Consider the following 16,988-nt stretch of genomic DNA (forward strand, 5'->3'; position numbering starts at 1 on the left):
ATTCGATTGTGGTGACCGACCGGTCGTTCACTGACCAGTCGGTCGGTCAAGTATGATGTGACCATACAATCGGTCCGAAACACACGCAAGGGGGACGCCGAATCGCCTGTCGCGCAACACAGGGCGAGCCGGAGCCGCCCCCGGTGAGGGTTGAATCTGATGAATCTGCGGGAGGATTCCGCCGCGCGCACTCGCGCCGCGCTCGTCGGCAGCGGCCTGCTGCTGGCCGAGCGGCTGGGACTCGGCGGTGTCAGCGTGAACGTCCTGGTGGCCGAGCTCGGCGTCTCGAAAGGCACGTTCTTCCATCATTTCGGCACCCGCGCCAACTACCTGCTGGCCCTGCATCGCGAATTCCACGAGCGCCTGCAGGCCGTGATCGACTCCGCCACCTCCGGCCTCGCCCCGGGCCGGGACCGTCTCCTGGCCGGATCCACCGCCTACCTCGACGCCTGTCTGCGCGACCGCGGCGTCAAGGCCCTGCTCCTCGAAGCCCGGGCCGAACCTCTGATCGTGGACGAGGTGACGGCTCGCAACACCCACAACGCCGCGCTGATCGAACCCGATTTCAAGGTCCTGGGCTGGCCGGACCCGGAGGCAGGCGCCCGGTTGTGGGTCGGCTTGGTCGCCGAAGCCGCCCTGCTGGAATTGCAGGCCGGTCATGAGCAGGGTTCGGTGCGAAACGCCCTATGGCAGTTCCTCCCCGCCTGAGACCGGCCCGGCCCCGGTCTCGCCCTCGCCACGGTAGTCCGCCCCGCGCTAGAAAATTCCCTGCAATCCTGGGTGCAGGTCTGACGCTGTGCGGCGCGCGGCCGATCGGCCCGGGGCTCAGTCGGCTGCGCAGAGCGCGGTGTCGAACGCCTTCTGGAGGGCAGCGGTGACGGTGGGATCCGAGGGCCGGAGATTGGCGATGAGGGTGACCGCGCGGCCGTCCGGGGTGACGGCGTTGAAGGTTCGGAAGCCAGGGATGGAACCGCCGTGCCCCCACACCTGGATGCCACACGGTGCGGTGGCGGTGGTCAATCCGAGGCCGTACGAGTAACCCGGGCGGTTGGTCAGCGGTTTCGGATCGGTCCGCATGGCGGCCACCTGGGCCGGGGGCAGCAGGTTCCCGGTGAGGAGCGCACTGAAGAACCGATTCGCATCGGAGCCGGTGGAGATCAGCGCGCCGGCACTTCCCGCCCACGACGGATCGAAACGGGTGACATCGGTCGGCTTCCCGTCGACCGCCTCGTAGCCCTGCGGATGGGGACTGCGGAGGTCGGTGTCGCCGGCGGCCGGGTAGTAGGTGTCGCGCAGCCCCAGCCGGTCGATGACGCGGTGCGTGACTTCCTCGCCCACCGGGTGCCCGGTCACGCGTTCCACGATCATGCCGACGATGAGGTAATTGGTATTGCTGTATTCGGCTTTCGCGCCCGGCTCGAAGTGCGCGGGCAGGGTCATGGCGCGACGGACCAGGTCCGCCGTGTCGAAGTGCATCGTCAGCAGATCGGGCGAATCACCTTGCAGCTCGGGTAGTTCCAGATACTCGGGCAGACCGCTGGTGTGCTGCATGAGATTCCGGACCGTGATCCGGTTGCCATCGATGCCCGCACCCTGAACGACGCCGGGCAGGTAACGCTCGACAGGCGCGCCCACATCCACCGCACCCTCCGCGACGAGCTGCATCATGACGGTCGCGACGAACGGCTTGGTATTGCTGCCGACTCGCACATGCGCGCCCTGCGGAAAGGCCGCGCCGGTAGCGACGTCACCGACACCCGAGGTCGCACCCCACTCCCGGTCGTGCTCGGTCACGACCACCTGCACCCCGGGAACTCCCGCCGCCACGGCAGCGTCCAGGGCGCGCCCGACCTCCGCACGCGCATCGGCCGACAACGGCCCTCCCGGCGGTCGCGCCGCATCATTACCGCAGGCCCCCACTGCGCAGACCACTCCGGCGACCGCGACCGCAGCGGCGATCCGGCGAACGAGCCTCATATGCTCCCCTTCTGGCGTAGTGGCCGCGAGCGCTCGGCCGGAATGCGCTGCTGCGCAGCCGGCTCCGCAACTCGCGGAGGTCAATAACCGGATGGTAGCTCCGAGCCGCGATCCGGGCATCACCCGCAGCGCTCACCCGAGCTCATTCCTGAGGCGTAGCGCTGGTCAGGGAAAACCCGCTGTCCCGTCCTGCGGGAGCGAGATCACCGTCAGAGCCGATAATGAGAGGCGACGGCGTCTTGGCCGGTGTAGTTCGGGCCGGCGTGGGCATCGGCGCCGGCGTAGGTGAATTCCCACCGGGGGAGGGCTCGGCCGCTGCGGGTGAGGCGGTGACTTCGCGCCGTGTAGGTGAATCCGTTGTGACGCAAGGCGGTTGTCACACGTCTACCGAGTGGAGCGCCGCCGGTGTCACGGATCGAGGTGGCGTCGAAGTTCGCGGCGAACAGGCCGTCGGGGGTGAGCCAGGAGGACATGCGGGTGAGAGCAGTGAGTTTGTCGCCCACGTAGTGCAGGGCGTGGACGCTGGTGATCAGATCCACGGGTTCGTCGGGATGCCAGGCCAATACCGAACCGGTGACGAGGTCGATGCCCGCTCGCGGCGGCCCACAAAAATAGCCCACCAGGTCGAGCCCGATGATCCGGGCGTGACCGGACAGCGTTTCGTCCGCCTCGAACAGGGCGTGGGCGCTGCCGCATCCGACATCCAGCCAGCGCTGGGGTGCCGGACGGGCCGCCAGCCAGGCAACGGGGTCGAAGCCGAGTTCGCGACGGTAGGCGGGCAGTCGGCGGTCGCGGTTCATGGTGGAGTTCGCCACTACCGCAGTCTGTTCCAGGTGGGCGTCGTCGAGTAGCTCGGGCACACAGGACATCCTGCCGGGTGCGGTCGACGGCGGTGCGGAGCCGCCGGCCGATTCAGGCGGCGGCCTTGTCCACGGGCGCCGGGGCCGAGGTGGGGAGGGGTTCGCGGGTGCGCATGGCGGCCCAGAGGGCGGCGGTGGCGGCGGTGCAGGCGGCGGCCCCGCCGACGTGGACGGCGACCAGGGCGGCGGGCACGTGGGTGAAGTACTGGACGATGCCGACCAGGGCCTGGGAGCAGACCAGGGCGATCACCAGGATGAGGCGGTTGCGGATGGTCTTGTTCATGCCGACCGCGGCCAGACCGCAGGCGAGGCCGACGAGCAGGGCCAGGTAGGCGACCAGGAGTTCGGCGTGCAGGTGGACCAGGGTGACGATCTCGACCTGCAGGCGTTCGACCGGCTTCTCGACGCTCTTGTCACCCGCGTGCGGACCCGCGCCGGTGACCAGGGTGCCCGCGATCAGCGTTCCGGTGAGGGCCAGACCGGACAGGGCGGTCAGCAGCCGCAGCGGCTTGGGAACCTGAACCGTGTCGATGCCGTCGTCGGGTTCCCCGACCTTGGCCCACAGCAGCGTCGCCAGCCACACCATCAGCATGGATGCCAGCAGGTGCACCGCGACCGTCCACCACAGCAGCCCGGTGCGCACGGTGATACCGCCGATCACGGCCTGTAGTACGGTGCCGCCGGGCATCAGCCAGGCGTACACCTGGACTTCGCGCCGCCGCCGCGCCCGGGTGACCGCGAGCACGATGGCCGCCGCGGCCAGCGACACCACGAAAGTGAGCATGCGGTTGCTGAATTCGACCACCTGGTGCAGCACCGGCACCTCGGCCACCGCGGTCGGCACGAAGCTGCCGGGGAAGCACTGCGGCCAGGTGGGGCAGCCCAGGCCCGAGGCGGTGACGCGGACGACCGCGCCGGTCACCGAGATTCCGGCCTGGGACAGGATGACCAGGAAGGCGAGCAGTCGCTGCACCCGCAGGGAAGGCATCGGGAACAGGTCGGCAAGTCGCTGGAAGGCGCGAGACAGCACGCACCGATGGTAGCGGGGCCGCATTTCGCCCCGTCACCGGCCCTACTACAACGTGTCGTTAAACACCCGGGCGGGCGCGAACTTTCGAGGTGACCGCCGCCCGGACGGCCTCAATCGAACTTGAAGAACCGGGTGGCCAGCCACCCCGCGAGCCCGCCCCAGCCGGCCAGCACCGCGAGCCCGTACCAGTCGATGCTGGTGCGCATCGCCTGCTCCAGGCACTCCGACAGCGCCCCGGACGGAATGATCCGCGCGATCAGGCTCACCGCGTGCGGCAGGTCGTCGGACATGAACACCAGGCTCGCGGTCCCGAGCATGACGAACCACAGAATGTTGGCGAGCGCCAGCACCACCTCGGCCTTGAGCGTCCCGCCCAGCAGCAGCCCCAGTGCCGCGAAGGTCGCGGTCCCGAGCGCGATCACCACCGCGCCGAGCAGCAGCCCGGTCAGCGACGGCCGCCAGCCGAGCGCGAACCCGATGGCCCCCAGCAGGATCGACTGCAGCACCACCACGATCAGCACCGCCGAGCACTTGCCCGCGACGATGCCCCACCGCGGCAGCGGCGTCGCCCCGAGCCGCTTCAATGCCCCGTACCGCCGATCGAAGCCGACGGCGATGGCCTGCCCGGTGAACGCGGTCGACATGATCGCCACCATCATCACCGCGGGCACCACCCGGTCGACCCGGTGCTCGCCGAGCCCGCTCATCGGTAGCAGGGTCAGCCCGATCAGCAGCGTGATCGGAATGAACATGGTCAGCAGCAGCTGTTCCCCGTTGCGCAGCAACAGGATCAGCTCCATGCGCGTCTGCGCCGCCAGCATCTTGGCGCGTGTGGTCGGCTGCGGCGCGGGGGAGAAGGTGCCCGCCGCGAATCGGTTCACGGTCTCGGTCATCCGCGGAGCTCCCGCCCGGTCAGTTCGAGGAACACGTCTTCCAGCCGGCGCTGGTCGATGCGAATGTCGGTGGGCAGCACGTCGATTCGCGCGCACCACGCGGTCATGGTCGCCAGCACCTGCGGGGTGATGTCGCCCTGCAGCAGGTACGACCCCGGCGCGGTCTCGCGCGGGGTGAACCCTTCCGGCAGTGCGGCTTCCAGTAGCGACAGGTCGAGTTTGGGTGGTGCGGTGAACGCCAGCCGCCCTTCGGCCCCGTGCGAGGTGACCTCGGCGGGCGTGCCCTGCGCGACGACCTGCCCGTGGTCGATGATCACCAGCTGATCGGCCAGCTGCTCGGCCTCGTCCATCATGTGCGTCGTCAGCAGTACGCTGACCCCGTCGCGGCGCAGCGCGTCGATGAGTTCCCACACCAGATGCCGTGCCTGTGCGTCCAATCCGGCCGTCGGCTCGTCGAGGAACACGATCTCCGGCCGCCCGACCAGCGCGCATGCCAGCGCGAGCCGCTGCTGCTGCCCGCCCGAGAGCCGCCGATACGGCGTCCGCCGAGCGTCTTTCAGTCCGAGCGTGTCCAGCAGCCAGGTCGGGTCCAGCGGATTCGCCGAATAGGAGGCGACGAGGTCGAGCATCTCCCCGGCCTTGGACCCCGGATACGCGCCACCGCCCTGCAGCATCACGCCGATGCGCGGTCGGAGCTGATCGGAGTCGGCGATCGGGTCCAGGCCCAGCACCCGCACGGTCCCGGCGTCGGGAGTCACGAAGCCTTCGCACATCTCGGTGGTGGTGGTCTTGCCGGCGCCATTGGGTCCGAGCAGGGCCAGCACCTGTGCGCGTTCGATATCGAAGCTGATGCCGTCGACCGCGGTGGTCTCGCCGTAGCGTTTCACGACGCCGTCGACGCGTACGGCCGGTCCGGAAGCTGCGGTCACGATGAGACACCGTAAGGCGTGGGCTGCTGTGACCGAGCCGACACCCCCGGCTGATTGCGCCACGGCAGCACATTTCGGGTGAGGAAGATCAGCGACAGGCCCACGATCACGGTGGCGATGGCGGATTCGACGATCTGGAAGACATAGAAGTCCGCGCCGCGCGGCATGACCATCACCGACACCACGACCGACAGCACCACCGCCGGCACCCGGAACGCGGGCCGGTTGGCCCACGCGGCGAGGGGCACGATCGCCCACAGCAGGTACCAGGGTTGCACCACTGGGAACAGCAGCACGATCGCGCCGAGCGAAACCCCCAGCGCGCCGATGGCATTCAAGCGCCCGGTCCAGACGGCGATGAGCATGCGGATGGTCACGAAGGCCGCCACGAGCTCCGCGATGGGCCGGGTGATGTCGAGCAGGGCGGTGGTGTGGTCGCCGAGCCCGAGCAGCACGCCGCCGAATCCGGTGATGATCCCGACGGCGGTCGGCAGCGACAGGTAACTGCGCACGGAGGTGGCGGTGCCGACCGTATTGACCCAGCCGAATCCGAGTCCGCTGGCATAGCTCACCGACAGTGTCGTGACGACGGCGATGACACCGAGTACACCGCCGGCGACGAGTACCGGTTTGAGCCCGCCTCCCCACCGCCGCGCCAGCGCCATGCCCACGAATCCGAGGCTCACCAGGGAGATGATCTTCACCGACGAGGACAGCGTGATCAGCACGGCACCGAAAACCAGCAGCGCCCAAGCCCTTTGATTGAACTGCGGGCAATCGTCGATGGCGCGCAGGCAGAATTCCATTCCCGCCAGCATCAGCCCGAGCATGAGCGCGTCATTGTGCACCCCGCCCACCAGGTGGAACAGCACCAGCGGGTTGGCCGCGCCCAGCCACAGCGCGCTCACCCCCGCGATTCCGCAGCGTCGCGACAGCCGCGGCAGCGCCCATACCATCAATGCCACGCCCGCCAAGGCCAGCAACCGATGCAGCCACACCCCGAGAAGGATGTTGTCGCCGGTGATCTGCGCGATGCCGCGTCCCATCCACAGGAACAGCGGCCCGTAGGGCGCGGAGGTGTCCCGCCAGATGGTGGGGACATTGTTGGTGAGCACATTGTTGAGCCCGAGCCCGGCCACCGGGCCGACCGAATAAGGGTCCATGCCCCGGGCCGCGATTTCGCTCTGTGCCAGGTACGAATAGACGTCGTTGCTGAACATGGGCGGCGCGACGCTGAGCGGAATGATCCACAGCAGCAGCGTCCGATCCATCTGCGAGCGGCTGAGCCGGTGGCGTGGATCCCCGCCCCACCCGCCGACGGCGAAGCGGCCCAGCAGCAGCCACGCCATGATCACCAGGATGGTGCCGATCATGCACATGGCCAGCGTCGAGGTGCCGGCCCGTGCGAAGAACCCGAGCACCCGCATGCCGGAGATCGGATTCTGGTGCACCGGTTGGGCTCCGACACCCAGCGCGGACACCGCCATGATCACGGCCCCGGTCGCGCCGAGCAGCCGGATCCGCATCAATTGCAGGGTTTCGCGCCGGTCCAGGCCGGGCCGGTCGGCGTCGACTCCGTGCAGGACGGCGACGGTGTGATCGGCGGCGGGAACGTCCAGGCCCAGGGCCCGGCGTCCGATATCGATGACTCTGCGCCGCGCGCCTTCCACTACCGCCACAGCTGCGAAGCCTAGTCCGGAGCCGCGGGTCGGACGCCGATCGCATGGCCGTAGCGCGGGTTCGCCCGGTGTGCTCGCGAGTTGCCGATCGGCACCCACACTTGCCTTTGATACCCCTGGGGGTATAGTCGTGACATACCCCAGGGGGTATGGAAGGAAGTCAGATGCGAAGTACCACAGTCGGCGTCGCCGACGCTTCTCCGATCACGACCGCCCCCGGCGGTCTGCTGGGCCGCCTCGGGGCCCGCATGGCCGATCACGCCCGCTGGGTGTTCGGCTTCTGGTTGATCCTGTCCGTCGCCCTCGGCGCGGCCGCGCCCACGGTGTTCGACTCGCTCGCGGGGGCGGGCTGGCAGGCCAATGGATCAGAGTCCGTGCGTGTCCGCGAACTCGCGCAAGAGCACTTCGGCGGCAACTCGGCCGCGGCGGTGCAGGTGGTGATCCATTCGGACACCGCGACCATGGACAGTCCGCAGGCGCAACGCCTGGTGGGGGATCTCACCGGAATCCTGCAGGCCGACAGCCGATTCGGCGCGATCGTCGCACCCGTGCCGGGCCAGTCGGTCAGCCGCGACGGCCACACCGGCATCCTGCTGGCCGGCGCGAACGCGAACACCGACGAGATGGTTGCCGCGGTCACCGACGTCGGCCCGAAACTGCAGGCCCTCTCATCCGACGGCTTCGAGATCTATCCGACCGGTGCCTCGGCGCTGTGGAGCGACTTCAACAAGGCCAATCACGAGGCCATGATGAAGGCCGAGATGTTCTCGTGGCCGGTCACATTGGCGATCATGGTGCTGGCCTTCGGCTCGCTGGTGGCGGCCGGACTGCCGCTGCTGCTGACGCTCACCGGCCTCATCGCCTCGGCGGGCGGTCTGGTGTTGCTGAACCATGTCACGCCGATCTCGGTGTGGGCCATGAACTTCGCCATGATGTTCGCGCTGGCGCTGGGTATCGACTACGCGCTGTTCCTGGTCTCCCGCTTCCGCGACGCTGTTCGCGGTGACACGCCACCGCGCACCGCCGTCGCCGTCACCATGGCGACCGCCGGCAAGGCGGTGCTGCTCTCGGGCCTGACCGTGCTGGTGAGCCTGTCGGCCGTGCTCGTGGTGCCCGCGCCCGCGGTGCGGACCATGGCGGTCGGCATCATGTTCGCGGTCTCGTTCGTGCTGCTGGCGACGCTGACCCTGCTGCCCGCCGTGCTCGGCGCGCTGGGCGCGCGCGTGAACGCGGGCTCGCTGCCGTACGTGGCCCGGCAGCAGCATCGTTCGCCGGTCTTCGCGAAGTGGGGACAACTGCTGCACCGCCACCCGTGGCCGTTCGCCATCGGCTCCCTGCTGGTGCTGATCGCGCTCGCGATTCCGGTGACGAGCCTGAAGGTGGCCATGCCGTCCATCCAGGTGGTGCCCGCGGACGCGTCCGTGCGTCAGGGCTACGAGCTGGTCCAGCGCGAATTCGGCCCGGGTGCGCCCGGCATGCTGCAAATCGTGGCCCCCGCCTCCGACGGCGCGGACGTCCAGCGAATCGCGGCCTCGGACAATCGGATTGCGATGGTCACCCCGCCGCAGCCCGCCGCCGACGACAGTGGCCTGGTCATGCTCCAGGCGACCCCGACGGTCGACCCGTCGGATCCGGCCATGGGCGATATCGTCCATTCGCTGCGCGCCGCGCTCCCCGCGGGCGCGCTGGTCGGCGGCGCGGTCGCCGAGAACCTGGACCTCCAGCAGGCCCTGAACGACTACCTGCCCCTGGTGGTCGGCATCATCCTGGTGCTGGGCTTCCTGCTCCTGCTGGTCGCCCTGCGCGCCCCGCTGATCGCCCTGCTCGGAGCGGGTGTCAGCCTGCTGTCGACCGCGGCGGCGTTCGGTGTGGCGAAGCTGGTCTTCCAGGACGGCCACGGCGCGGGCCTGCTCGGTTTCACGCCGCAGGGCTTCCTGGACGGCTGGGGTCCGGTGTTCTTCTTCGCCATGATCTTCGCCATCGCCATGGACTACACGGTCTTCCTGCTGGCCACGGCGAAGGAGCACTACGAGCGCTCGGGTGATCCGGAGGTGGCCCACATCGACGGCATCGCCCACTCGGGCCGGGTGATCGCGGCCGCGGCGGCGGTCATGGTGGCGGTGTTCTTCACCTTCGCCCTGGCCGATCCGCTGCCGCCGAAGGAGATGGGCATCATTCTCGGTGTCGCCGTCCTGCTGGACGCCGTGCTGATCCGCCTGATCCTGCTGCCGGTGCTGCTGCGCCTGACCGGGCACGCCGCCTGGTGGTCGCCGCGCTGGCTGCGCAAGGTGCTGCCGGACATCAGCTTCGCGCACTGACTGGTGGGGTCGTGGGAAGGGTGAGCCCTCTCTCATGACCCTCCCATACCCCTAGGGGTATACTGAAGTCATCGGACTCAGGGAAGGAAACCCCCAATGATCGGCGACGAAGACAGCATCGCACTGGTCCTCAACCGGCTGCGCCGCGCGCACGGACAGCTTGCGGGCGTCATCTCCATGATCGAGCAGGGCCGCGACTGCAAGGACGTGGTCACCCAGCTCGCCGCGGTCTCTCGCGCTCTCGACCGCGCCGGATTCAAGATCGTCGCCACCGGTCTGCGGGACTGCCTGACCGGGGAGCAGGCCGAGAACTCCGAGCCGATGACAGTCGAGGAACTGGAGAAACTCTTCCTGGCGCTGGCCTGAAGCTCTTCCGGGCGATCCCTGCCGAGCGATCGCCCAGCGCCGGGAGCGAAAGGAAGTCAAGATGACCGCGATCCACCACTGGTCCATCGACCGCATCGTGCCGGGCCTGGCCGGCACCGTGGTGCTGCTCAGCCTCGCGCTGGTGCTCGCGTTCTCGCCCTGGTGGCTGCTGCTGACCGCCTTGGTGGCGGCCAACCTGGTGCTCTTCGGGGTCGTCGGCTGGTGTCCGATGACCTTGCTCCTGCAACGCCTGGGCGTGCCCCGAACCGGCAGCCCCGCAACGGAAAGGAATTCGTGATGACCCTCGCCCTCTCGGCCACCCTGCGCACCGATTTCGCCGATGCGGTGCAACGTACCCGGAAGGCCCTGTCCGAGCAGGGCTTCGGCGTGCTCACTGAGATCGACGTGACCGCGACCATGAAGCAGAAGCTGGACGCGGACATGGAGGACTACCTCATCCTGGGCGCGTGTAATCCGTCGCTGGCGCACACCGCCCTCGGTGTGGACCGTCAGATCGGCCTGCTGCTGCCGTGCAATGTGGTTGTGCGCGCGGATCGTTCGGACGCCGGCACTATGATCGTGGAGGCCATGAATCCGGAGGTGATGGTGCAGGTCGCGGGCGATCCGGCGCTGCAAGAGGTCGCCGACTGCGCCACGGAGATGCTGAGCGCGGCCATCGCGGCGCTCGGTTGATCCACTGCCCGAACGCGATTCGCGCTGCCCCTGTCGGACCCCGCTCATACTCTGGATGAATGGTGTCCGATTCGAAACGGCGAATCGAGGTGGCTGCGGCCGGGCTGCTCGCCCGGCACGGCTATCACGGATTCGGGCTGAAGAAGTTGAGCGAGGCGGCGGGGCTGCCGTATGGGTCGATCTACCACCACTTCCCGGGCGGCAAGGAGGAGATCGCCGTCTCGGCCATCACCGGCACGGGCGTGCTGGTGGGGCGCATGATCCGGCAGGCCCCGGGCGATGTGTTCGGTACCGCGGCAACGCTGTTCGACTTCATGGCCACCAAACTGGCCGAGACCGACTGGGCCGCGGGCTGCCCGGTCGGGACCCCCGCCCTGGACGGCGGCAGTGATGTCGACTCCGTGCGCACCGCGTGCGTGTCGGCCTTCGAGGCGATGACACACGGTTTCGCCGAACTGCTCACCGAGCTGGGCCTGGCGCCGGGGGAGGCGCGTGATCTGGCCACCACGGTGGTCGCGGCCTACGAGGGCGCGACCGTCCTGGCCCGGGTGCGCCGCACCGATGAGCCGCTGCACACGGTTTCGGTGGCCATGGCCCGGTTGATCCGGCTGAGTCTCGCGGAAGTCGCTGCTGCCGAGGCGAGTTCATCCTAGGGGGGTTGACTGGAAAGAACGTTCTAGCGACGATCGATCCATGAAGCGACTCGTGCTCGACGGCCCGCACGCACTGCGCTGGGAAGACGCCGCCGAACCCACCCTCGATGCCCCTGATCAGGCCCTGGTCCGCCCCATCGCCGTGGCCACCTGCGATATCGACCCCGCGATCCTGCAGGGCCGGTTCCCGCTGGCGGGCCCCTACCCCTTCGGCCACGAGGGGGTGGCGGAGGTGGTGGCCGTCGGCGACGACGTCACCACCGTCCGCCCTGGCGACAAGGTGGTGGTCCCGTTCCAGATCTCCTGTGGCGCCTGCGATTCCTGCCGCCGCGGCCATACCGGCAACTGCACCGCCCACCCATTCATGTCCAGCTACGGCCTCGGCCCGATGGGTGGGCTGAGCTGGGGCGGGCTGTGGTCGGACCTGGTCGCCGTCCCGCACGCCGACGCCATGCTGGTCCCGCTGCCCGCCGGAGTGGATCCGGCGGCGGTCGCCAGTGCCAGCGACAATATCGCCGACGCCTACCGATCGGTCGCCCCGCACCTCGCCGCCCGCCCCGGCGCCGAAGTCCTGGTCCTGAGCGGTCCGGCCGCACCGTCCATCGGCCTGTATGCGGCCGGTCTCGCGGTGGCGCTCGGCTCCGCCCGGGCCGTCTACCTCGACACCGACCCCGAAAGGCTCGCCATCGCAGCCGAACTCGGCGCGGAGCCCGTCGAGGGCAGGCCGACCGACCGGGTCGGCCGGTTCCCGGTCACCGTCGAAGCCGCGGGCGGCTCCAAAGCCCTGGTGGCCGCCATCCGTGCCACGGCCAATGATGGTTTCTGCACCAGCGTCAGCGTCCAGACCCAGGATGTCGCCCTGCCCATGCTCGAAATGTATTCGCGCTGCTGCACTTTCCACACCGGCCGGGCGCACGCCCGCCCATCGATCCCGCACATTCTGGATCTGGTGGCGGCCGGGCGTTTCGATCCGAGTGTGGTGACCACCCGCACCGTGGCCTGGGAGGATTCGATCGACGCGCTGCTCGAGGCGCCGGTCAAACTGGTCGCTACGCGCTGAAGCCGGATACCGAGAGTGGTAGTCGCGCCAGCGTTTCCGGGTCGGCGAGCACGTCGATCCGGACGATGCGCTCGCCGTCGACGGTGAACGCCATGAACGCCGGTGGCTCGTCGCGGGCGGCGACCAGTGCTCCCGGCCGCCCGTCGACCAGGACCATTGCCGAGAAGTCGGCGCGCGCCGCGAACCCGGCCGCCAGCCGCGCCACGATCGGCGCGCCCCGTGCTGTGACCGGCACCGGCCCCGGTGCGGCGGTCCGGTCCGCGGACACCGTCACGTCGGCGGCCAGGACCGCCAGCACCGCGGCGATATATCTCCGGCTCGGACCGCTGCCAGGAACGCCCGCACGACACGGCGTTCCCGCAGCGCGTCCGGCCGGAGCTCGTCGGAGCCGTCGATCACCCGGTGCCGGGCGCGGCTGGCCAGCAGCCGGGCCGCGTGCTCACGGTCGTGTCGTGGGTGACGCGTCCACCCGGGCGGAAAGTCCGGGACCAGCTGATAGGTTTCCGGCGGAATCTCCCGTAGAACACCGCGTTCCCGTTCGACCCGATCGATCCGAAAGCGAGTGCTCGATGCAGGTGGCGATCGCCCTGTTCACCCGTGACCTGCGGGTGCACGACAATCCGGTGCTGGCGGCGGCCGCCGCGGGCGGGGCGGTGGTGCCGCTGTTCGTGCTGGACCCCGGGATCATCGAGCGAAACCCGGTCGCGCCCAACCGGCTCCGCTTCCTGACGGCGGCGCTCGCGGACCTCGACGCCGAATTGCGCGGGCTCGGCACACCATTGGTGATCCGCCGGGGCCCGGTCGCCGACGAGGTGGCCCGGGTGATCGCCGAAACCGGCGCGACGAGTGTGCAGGTGGCCGCTGATGTCAGCCGGTACAGCCGAAACCGTGAGCGGGAGTTGCGCGTTCGTGCGGGCGAGTCGGGGTGCCGGCTGGTGGTCCATCCCGCGTCGGTGACCGTGGTCGACCCGTCGGAGCTGCGTCCGGCCACCGGCCGCGACCATTTCGCGGTCTTCACACCGTATTTCCGTCGCTGGCTCGACACGCCGCTGAGGCCGCAGGCCCCGCGGCCGCGACGACTCGCGGGTCCGGACATCGGCGGCGAGCCGGTGCCCACCTATGCGGATCTGTGCGCCGAGCCGACCTCCCCGCACCTGTCCGTGGGTGGCGAGCGCACCGGCCGGAAACTGTTGCGCGACTGGCTCTCCGGGCCAGTGGACCATTACCACACCGACAGCGACATCCTGGCCGGCGCCACCTCCGGCCTCTCGCCCTACCTCCATTTCGGCTGCCTCTCCCCGGTCGAGGTGGTCCGCCGCACCGATCTCGCCACCCCCGGCGGCGAGGCCTTCGCCCGTCAGCTGGCCTGGCGCGATTTCCACCACCAGATCCTCGCGGCCCGGCCGGACCTCGCCCACACCGACTTCCGCCCGCGCCCCACCGCCCCGCGCGACGACCCGCACGCCTTCGCGGCCTGGCGGGACGGACGCACCGGCTACCCGGTCATCGACGCGGCCATGCGGCAGCTGCTGGCCGAGGGCTGGATGCCCGGTCGCGCCCGGCTACTGGTCGCGAGCTTCCTCACCAAGTCGCTGGGCGTCGACTGGCGCCTCGGCGCGGCGCACTTCCTGACCTGGCTGGTCGACGGCGATATCGCCAACAATCAGATGAACTGGCAGTGGGCCGCGGGCACGGGCACCGACACCCGCCCGAACCGGGTTCTCAACCCCATCCGCCAGGCCGAGCGGTTCGATCCCGACGGTGAGTACGTCCGTCGCTGGCTCCCCGAACTCGCGCATCTGCCCGGTGCGCGCATCCACAAGCCTTGGCGTGCAACACCTCCCGTGCCCGGCTACCCGGCTCCGCTGGTGGAGTTCAACGGCATGTGACCGCCGGCCCGATTCGCGGCGTGGCAACGATACGGCAACCTTGACTGTCCGATTTCGGTAGAGTGCGTCGGTGGCCTCCGGTCATGCTCGGTCTCGACACTGCGAACGGAGCGATCATGGGTCGGAATTCGGTCGTCGGCCAGTTGGTCGACGCCCTCGTCGCCGCCGGGGTCCAACGGGTGTACGGACTGGTGGGGGATAGTTTGAACCCCTTCGTGGACGCGGTGCGCCGGATCGAGGGCATCGACTGGGTGCATTGCCACAACGAGGAGAGCGCCGCCTTCGCGGCCGGCGCGGAATCGGTGCTGACCGGTCGGCTGGCGGTCTGCGCGGCCAGTTGCGGACCCGGCAACACCCACCTGATCCAGGGGCTCTACGACGCACATCGCAATGGCGCCTCGGTGCTGGCTATTGCCTCGCACATTCCCAGCCGTGAGATCGGCACCGGCTTCTTCCAGGAAACCCACCCCGAGCGACTCTTCGTGGAGTGCAGCCACTTCTGTGAGATGGTCGGCACCCCCGAGCAGATGCCGCGGCTCGCCTACATCGCCATGCAGACCGCACTCGGCCGGCACGGCGTCTCGGTGCTGGTGGTCCCCGGTGACGTGCTCAGCGCGGAGGCCGAGAACCGCGGCTGGCAGTCGGATCTGGTGGCCGAAGCGCCGACCGTGGTCCCGCCCGCCGCCCAGGTGGACCGCCTCGCGGAGGCCCTCAATGACGCCGACACGGTGGCCCTGTTCGCGGGCGCGGGTGTGCGCGGCGCACACGCCCGGGTCATGAGCCTGGCCGAGCGACTGCACGCCCCGATCGGCCACGCGCTCGGCGGCAAGGAGTGGATCCAGTTCGACAACCCGTACGACGTCGGCATGAGCGGCCTGCTCGGCTACGGCGCCGCCTATGAGGCCACCCACGAAGCCGATCTGCTGCTGTTGCTCGGCACCGACTTCCCCTACGACACCTTCCTGCCGCAGAACGGCAGGATCGCCCAGATCGACCGCGACCCGTCCCGCATCGGGCGCCGCGCCGCGGTCGATATCGCCGTCAATGGCGATGTGGCCGCCACCATCGACGCCGTCCTGCCGCTGCTGCACCAGAATCCGAGCCGCGCCTTCCTCGACGACATGCTCCGCCGGCACACCTCCGCGCTGGAGAACGTGGTGGACGCCTACACCCGCGATATCGACCACCACACGCCCATCCACCCCGAGTACGTCGCCTCGCTCATCGACGAAATCGCCGACGACGACGCGGTTTTCACCGTCGACACCGGCATGTGCAATGTCTGGGCGGCGCGGTACATCACCCCGAACGGCCGCCGTCGCATCGTCGGCTCGTGGCGGCACGGCACCATGGCCAACGCCGTCCCGCACGCCATCGGCGCCCAGACGGCCTACCCGGGCCGGCAGGTGATCTCGCTGTCGGGAGACGGCGGTCTGGCCATGCTCATGGGCGAGCTGCTCACCGTCTGGCGGCACCGGCTGCCGGTGAAGATCGTGGTGTTCAACAATTCCACGCTCGGCATGGTGAAGCTGGAGATGATGGTCGACGGCATGCCCGACTTCGGCACCGACCAGGAGCCGGTGAACTACGCCGATATCGCGGCAGCCGTGGGCATTCCGTCGCTGCGGGTGACCGACCCGGCCGAGGCGCGGGCCGTGCTGGCCAAGGCGTTCGCCGAGCCCGGGCCGATGCTGGTGGACGTGGTCACCGACCCCAATGCCCTGTCCCTGCCGCCCCGGATCGACGCCGCGCAGGTCAAGGGTTTCGCCTTGGCCGCGGGCAAGATCGTGCTGGCCGGCGGCGTCGGCCGCATGCTCGACATGGCCCGCAGCAACCTGCGCAATATTCCGCGCCCGTAGCGGGTCGCGAATTCCGCTGCTGGACCCCGGCGGAAACCGGTCGGCCTGCTTCTGGAAGAAATAGGGGCATGGCTGTTCGACCGATCCTCATCGCCGGTGACCCCAGACTGTCCACCCCGGCCGTGCCCGTCACCGAATTCGACGCGGAGCTGGCCGCTTTCGTCGAGGACCTGTTCGAGACGAACACCGCGGCCCGGGGCGCGGGCCTGGCGGCCAATCAGATCGGCGATCCCCGTGCGGTTTTCGTGTACGACCTGATGACCGCCGACGGCCGCCGGCGCGGGTACGTCATCAATCCGAGCATCGAGACCTCCGAGATCCCGGAGACCATGCCCCACCCCGACGACGACGCCGAGGGCTGCCTCTCGGTGCCCGGCGAGTGGTTCCCGACCGGGCGCGCCGACTGGGCCGAAGTTTCGGGCGTCGACATCCACAACCAGCCGGTCATAGTCTCCGGCACCGGCTACCTGGCCCGCTGCCTGCAGCACGAGACCGACCACCTGCTCGGCCACCTGTACCTGGACCGCCTCATCGGCCGCAATCAGCGCGCCGCCAAGAAGATGATCAAGGCCAATGGCTGGACCGAAGCGGGCCGCTCCTGGCTGCCCGGCCAGGACGCCGACCCGTTCCACGACTAGGTTGTGTCTCGAAGTGAGTGATGGGGTGGGGCCCCCCCCCGGGGGCCCCCCCACAACCAAGGTTTTTTAATTTTTTTTTGCGGGGGGGGGTTTAGGGCCGTTAGCAGGTGGGTGGTTTTTGTACAAAACAAAAAAAAAAAACAA

17 protein-coding genes are annotated in these 16,988 nt (G+C 69.2%); 10 read left to right on the forward strand and 7 right to left on the reverse strand.

All coding sequences use genetic code 11. The features are described 5' to 3' along the window. The first annotated feature begins 159 nt into the window (after positions 1–159). On the forward strand, positions 160–708 hold the full coding sequence (locus ACFXHE_RS26880) for a TetR/AcrR family transcriptional regulator (RefSeq protein ID WP_379387226.1): 549 nt from the start codon (positions 160–162) through the stop codon (positions 706–708). 117 nt (positions 709–825) lie between these two features. Here the strand turns inward: ACFXHE_RS26880 and ACFXHE_RS26885 are convergent, their stop codons facing one another. The 6 genes from ACFXHE_RS26885 to mptB form a co-directional block, all read right to left on the reverse strand. Next, a complete protein-coding gene (locus ACFXHE_RS26885; protein ID WP_379387227.1) occupies positions 826–1,977 on the reverse strand; it encodes a serine hydrolase domain-containing protein in 1,152 nt (383 codons plus the stop codon). A 209-nt stretch (positions 1,978–2,186) separates the two neighbouring features. Beyond that, positions 2,187–2,837: a class I SAM-dependent methyltransferase gene (locus ACFXHE_RS26890; RefSeq protein ID WP_379387228.1), complete on the reverse strand. Its 651-nt coding sequence runs from the start codon at positions 2,835–2,837 to the stop codon at positions 2,187–2,189. A gap of 52 nt (positions 2,838–2,889) precedes the next feature. After that, on the reverse strand, positions 2,890–3,867 hold the full coding sequence (locus ACFXHE_RS26895) for a heme A synthase (RefSeq protein WP_379387229.1): 978 nt from the start codon (positions 3,865–3,867) through the stop codon (positions 2,890–2,892). A gap of 110 nt (positions 3,868–3,977) precedes the next feature. Beyond that, complete coding sequence (locus ACFXHE_RS26900; RefSeq protein ID WP_379387230.1) at positions 3,978–4,760, reverse strand: ABC transporter permease; 783 nt, start codon at positions 4,758–4,760, stop codon at positions 3,978–3,980. Next, positions 4,757–5,689 carry an ABC transporter ATP-binding protein gene (locus ACFXHE_RS26905; RefSeq protein WP_379387231.1) on the reverse strand — a complete coding sequence of 311 codons (933 nt, stop codon included), beginning with the start codon at positions 5,687–5,689 and terminating at the stop codon, positions 4,757–4,759. The genes ACFXHE_RS26900 and ACFXHE_RS26905 overlap by 4 nt, the downstream gene beginning before the upstream one ends. After that, positions 5,686–7,368 carry a polyprenol phosphomannose-dependent alpha 1,6 mannosyltransferase MptB gene (mptB, locus tag ACFXHE_RS26910; protein ID WP_379387232.1) on the reverse strand — a complete coding sequence of 561 codons (1,683 nt, stop codon included), beginning with the start codon at positions 7,366–7,368 and terminating at the stop codon, positions 5,686–5,688. The genes ACFXHE_RS26905 and mptB overlap by 4 nt, the downstream gene beginning before the upstream one ends. Before the next feature lie 164 nt (positions 7,369–7,532). On the opposite strand from mptB, the gene ACFXHE_RS26915 reads away from it, so the two are divergent. From ACFXHE_RS26915 to ACFXHE_RS26940, 6 genes are all read left to right on the forward strand, one after another. Next, a complete protein-coding gene (locus ACFXHE_RS26915) occupies positions 7,533–9,686 on the forward strand; it encodes an MMPL family transporter (RefSeq protein ID WP_379387233.1) in 2,154 nt (717 codons plus the stop codon). 96 nt (positions 9,687–9,782) lie between these two features. Then, positions 9,783–10,052 (forward strand): metal-sensitive transcriptional regulator, encoded by a 270-nt coding sequence (locus ACFXHE_RS26920; RefSeq protein ID WP_357003377.1) that lies wholly within the window; start codon positions 9,783–9,785, stop codon positions 10,050–10,052. A gap of 61 nt (positions 10,053–10,113) precedes the next feature. Next, positions 10,114–10,350: a DUF2892 domain-containing protein gene (locus ACFXHE_RS26925; protein ID WP_379387234.1), complete on the forward strand. Its 237-nt coding sequence runs from the start codon at positions 10,114–10,116 to the stop codon at positions 10,348–10,350. Further along, positions 10,350–10,745: a DUF302 domain-containing protein gene (locus ACFXHE_RS26930; RefSeq protein WP_379387235.1), complete on the forward strand. Its 396-nt coding sequence runs from the start codon at positions 10,350–10,352 to the stop codon at positions 10,743–10,745. The genes ACFXHE_RS26925 and ACFXHE_RS26930 overlap by 1 nt, the downstream gene beginning before the upstream one ends. Before the next feature lie 59 nt (positions 10,746–10,804). Continuing rightward, complete coding sequence (locus ACFXHE_RS26935) at positions 10,805–11,398, forward strand: TetR/AcrR family transcriptional regulator (RefSeq protein WP_379387236.1); 594 nt, start codon at positions 10,805–10,807, stop codon at positions 11,396–11,398. Positions 11,399–11,438: 40 nt separating this feature from the next. After that, the gene (locus ACFXHE_RS26940) at positions 11,439–12,458 is read left to right on the forward strand and encodes a zinc-binding dehydrogenase (protein WP_379387237.1); all 1,020 of its coding nucleotides are present in this window, start codon (positions 11,439–11,441) and stop codon (positions 12,456–12,458) included. On the opposite strand, the gene ACFXHE_RS26945 is transcribed toward ACFXHE_RS26940, so the two are convergent. Then, on the reverse strand, positions 12,448–12,756 hold the full coding sequence (locus ACFXHE_RS26945) for a hypothetical protein (RefSeq protein ID WP_379387238.1): 309 nt from the start codon (positions 12,754–12,756) through the stop codon (positions 12,448–12,450). The genes ACFXHE_RS26940 and ACFXHE_RS26945 overlap by 11 nt on opposite strands. Positions 12,757–13,027: 271 nt before the next feature. On the opposite strand from ACFXHE_RS26945, the gene ACFXHE_RS26950 reads away from it, so the two are divergent. The 3 genes from ACFXHE_RS26950 (at position 13,028) to ACFXHE_RS26960 (ending at position 16,844) form a co-directional block, all read left to right on the forward strand. Continuing rightward, positions 13,028–14,347: a cryptochrome/photolyase family protein gene (locus ACFXHE_RS26950; protein ID WP_379387239.1), complete on the forward strand. Its 1,320-nt coding sequence runs from the start codon at positions 13,028–13,030 to the stop codon at positions 14,345–14,347. A gap of 116 nt (positions 14,348–14,463) precedes the next feature. Next, a complete protein-coding gene (locus ACFXHE_RS26955) occupies positions 14,464–16,206 on the forward strand; it encodes a pyruvate dehydrogenase (RefSeq protein ID WP_379387240.1) in 1,743 nt (580 codons plus the stop codon). Between the two features lie 68 nt (positions 16,207–16,274). After that, positions 16,275–16,844: a peptide deformylase gene (locus ACFXHE_RS26960; RefSeq protein WP_364612851.1), complete on the forward strand. Its 570-nt coding sequence runs from the start codon at positions 16,275–16,277 to the stop codon at positions 16,842–16,844. Positions 16,845–16,988: the final 144 nt, after the last annotated feature.

The organism is Nocardia sp. NPDC059229 (genome assembly GCF_042754165.1).
Taxonomy (GTDB): domain Bacteria; phylum Actinomycetota; class Actinomycetes; order Mycobacteriales; family Mycobacteriaceae; genus Nocardia.

What these genes read in the sequence shown, in the direction of transcription:
- ACFXHE_RS26880 (WP_379387226.1), top strand. Translation starts at nt 160, where the DNA reads ATGAATCTGCGGGAGGATTCCGCCGCGCGCACTCGCGCCGCGCTCGTC.
- ACFXHE_RS26885 (WP_379387227.1), bottom strand. Translation starts at nt 1,977, where the DNA reads ATGAGGCTCGTTCGCCGGATCGCCGCTGCGGTCGCGGTCGCCGGAGTG.
- ACFXHE_RS26900 (WP_379387230.1), bottom strand. Translation starts at nt 4,760, where the DNA reads ATGACCGAGACCGTGAACCGATTCGCGGCGGGCACCTTCTCCCCCGCG.
- ACFXHE_RS26915 (WP_379387233.1), top strand. Translation starts at nt 7,533, where the DNA reads ATGCGAAGTACCACAGTCGGCGTCGCCGACGCTTCTCCGATCACGACC.
- ACFXHE_RS26920 (WP_357003377.1), top strand. Translation starts at nt 9,783, where the DNA reads ATGATCGGCGACGAAGACAGCATCGCACTGGTCCTCAACCGGCTGCGC.
- ACFXHE_RS26925 (WP_379387234.1), top strand. Translation starts at nt 10,114, where the DNA reads ATGACCGCGATCCACCACTGGTCCATCGACCGCATCGTGCCGGGCCTG.
- ACFXHE_RS26930 (WP_379387235.1), top strand. Translation starts at nt 10,350, where the DNA reads ATGACCCTCGCCCTCTCGGCCACCCTGCGCACCGATTTCGCCGATGCG.
- ACFXHE_RS26935 (WP_379387236.1), top strand. Translation starts at nt 10,805, where the DNA reads ATGGTGTCCGATTCGAAACGGCGAATCGAGGTGGCTGCGGCCGGGCTG.
- ACFXHE_RS26940 (WP_379387237.1), top strand. Translation starts at nt 11,439, where the DNA reads ATGAAGCGACTCGTGCTCGACGGCCCGCACGCACTGCGCTGGGAAGAC.
- ACFXHE_RS26950 (WP_379387239.1), top strand. Translation starts at nt 13,028, where the DNA reads ATGCAGGTGGCGATCGCCCTGTTCACCCGTGACCTGCGGGTGCACGAC.
- ACFXHE_RS26955 (WP_379387240.1), top strand. Translation starts at nt 14,464, where the DNA reads ATGGGTCGGAATTCGGTCGTCGGCCAGTTGGTCGACGCCCTCGTCGCC.
- ACFXHE_RS26960 (WP_364612851.1), top strand. Translation starts at nt 16,275, where the DNA reads ATGGCTGTTCGACCGATCCTCATCGCCGGTGACCCCAGACTGTCCACC.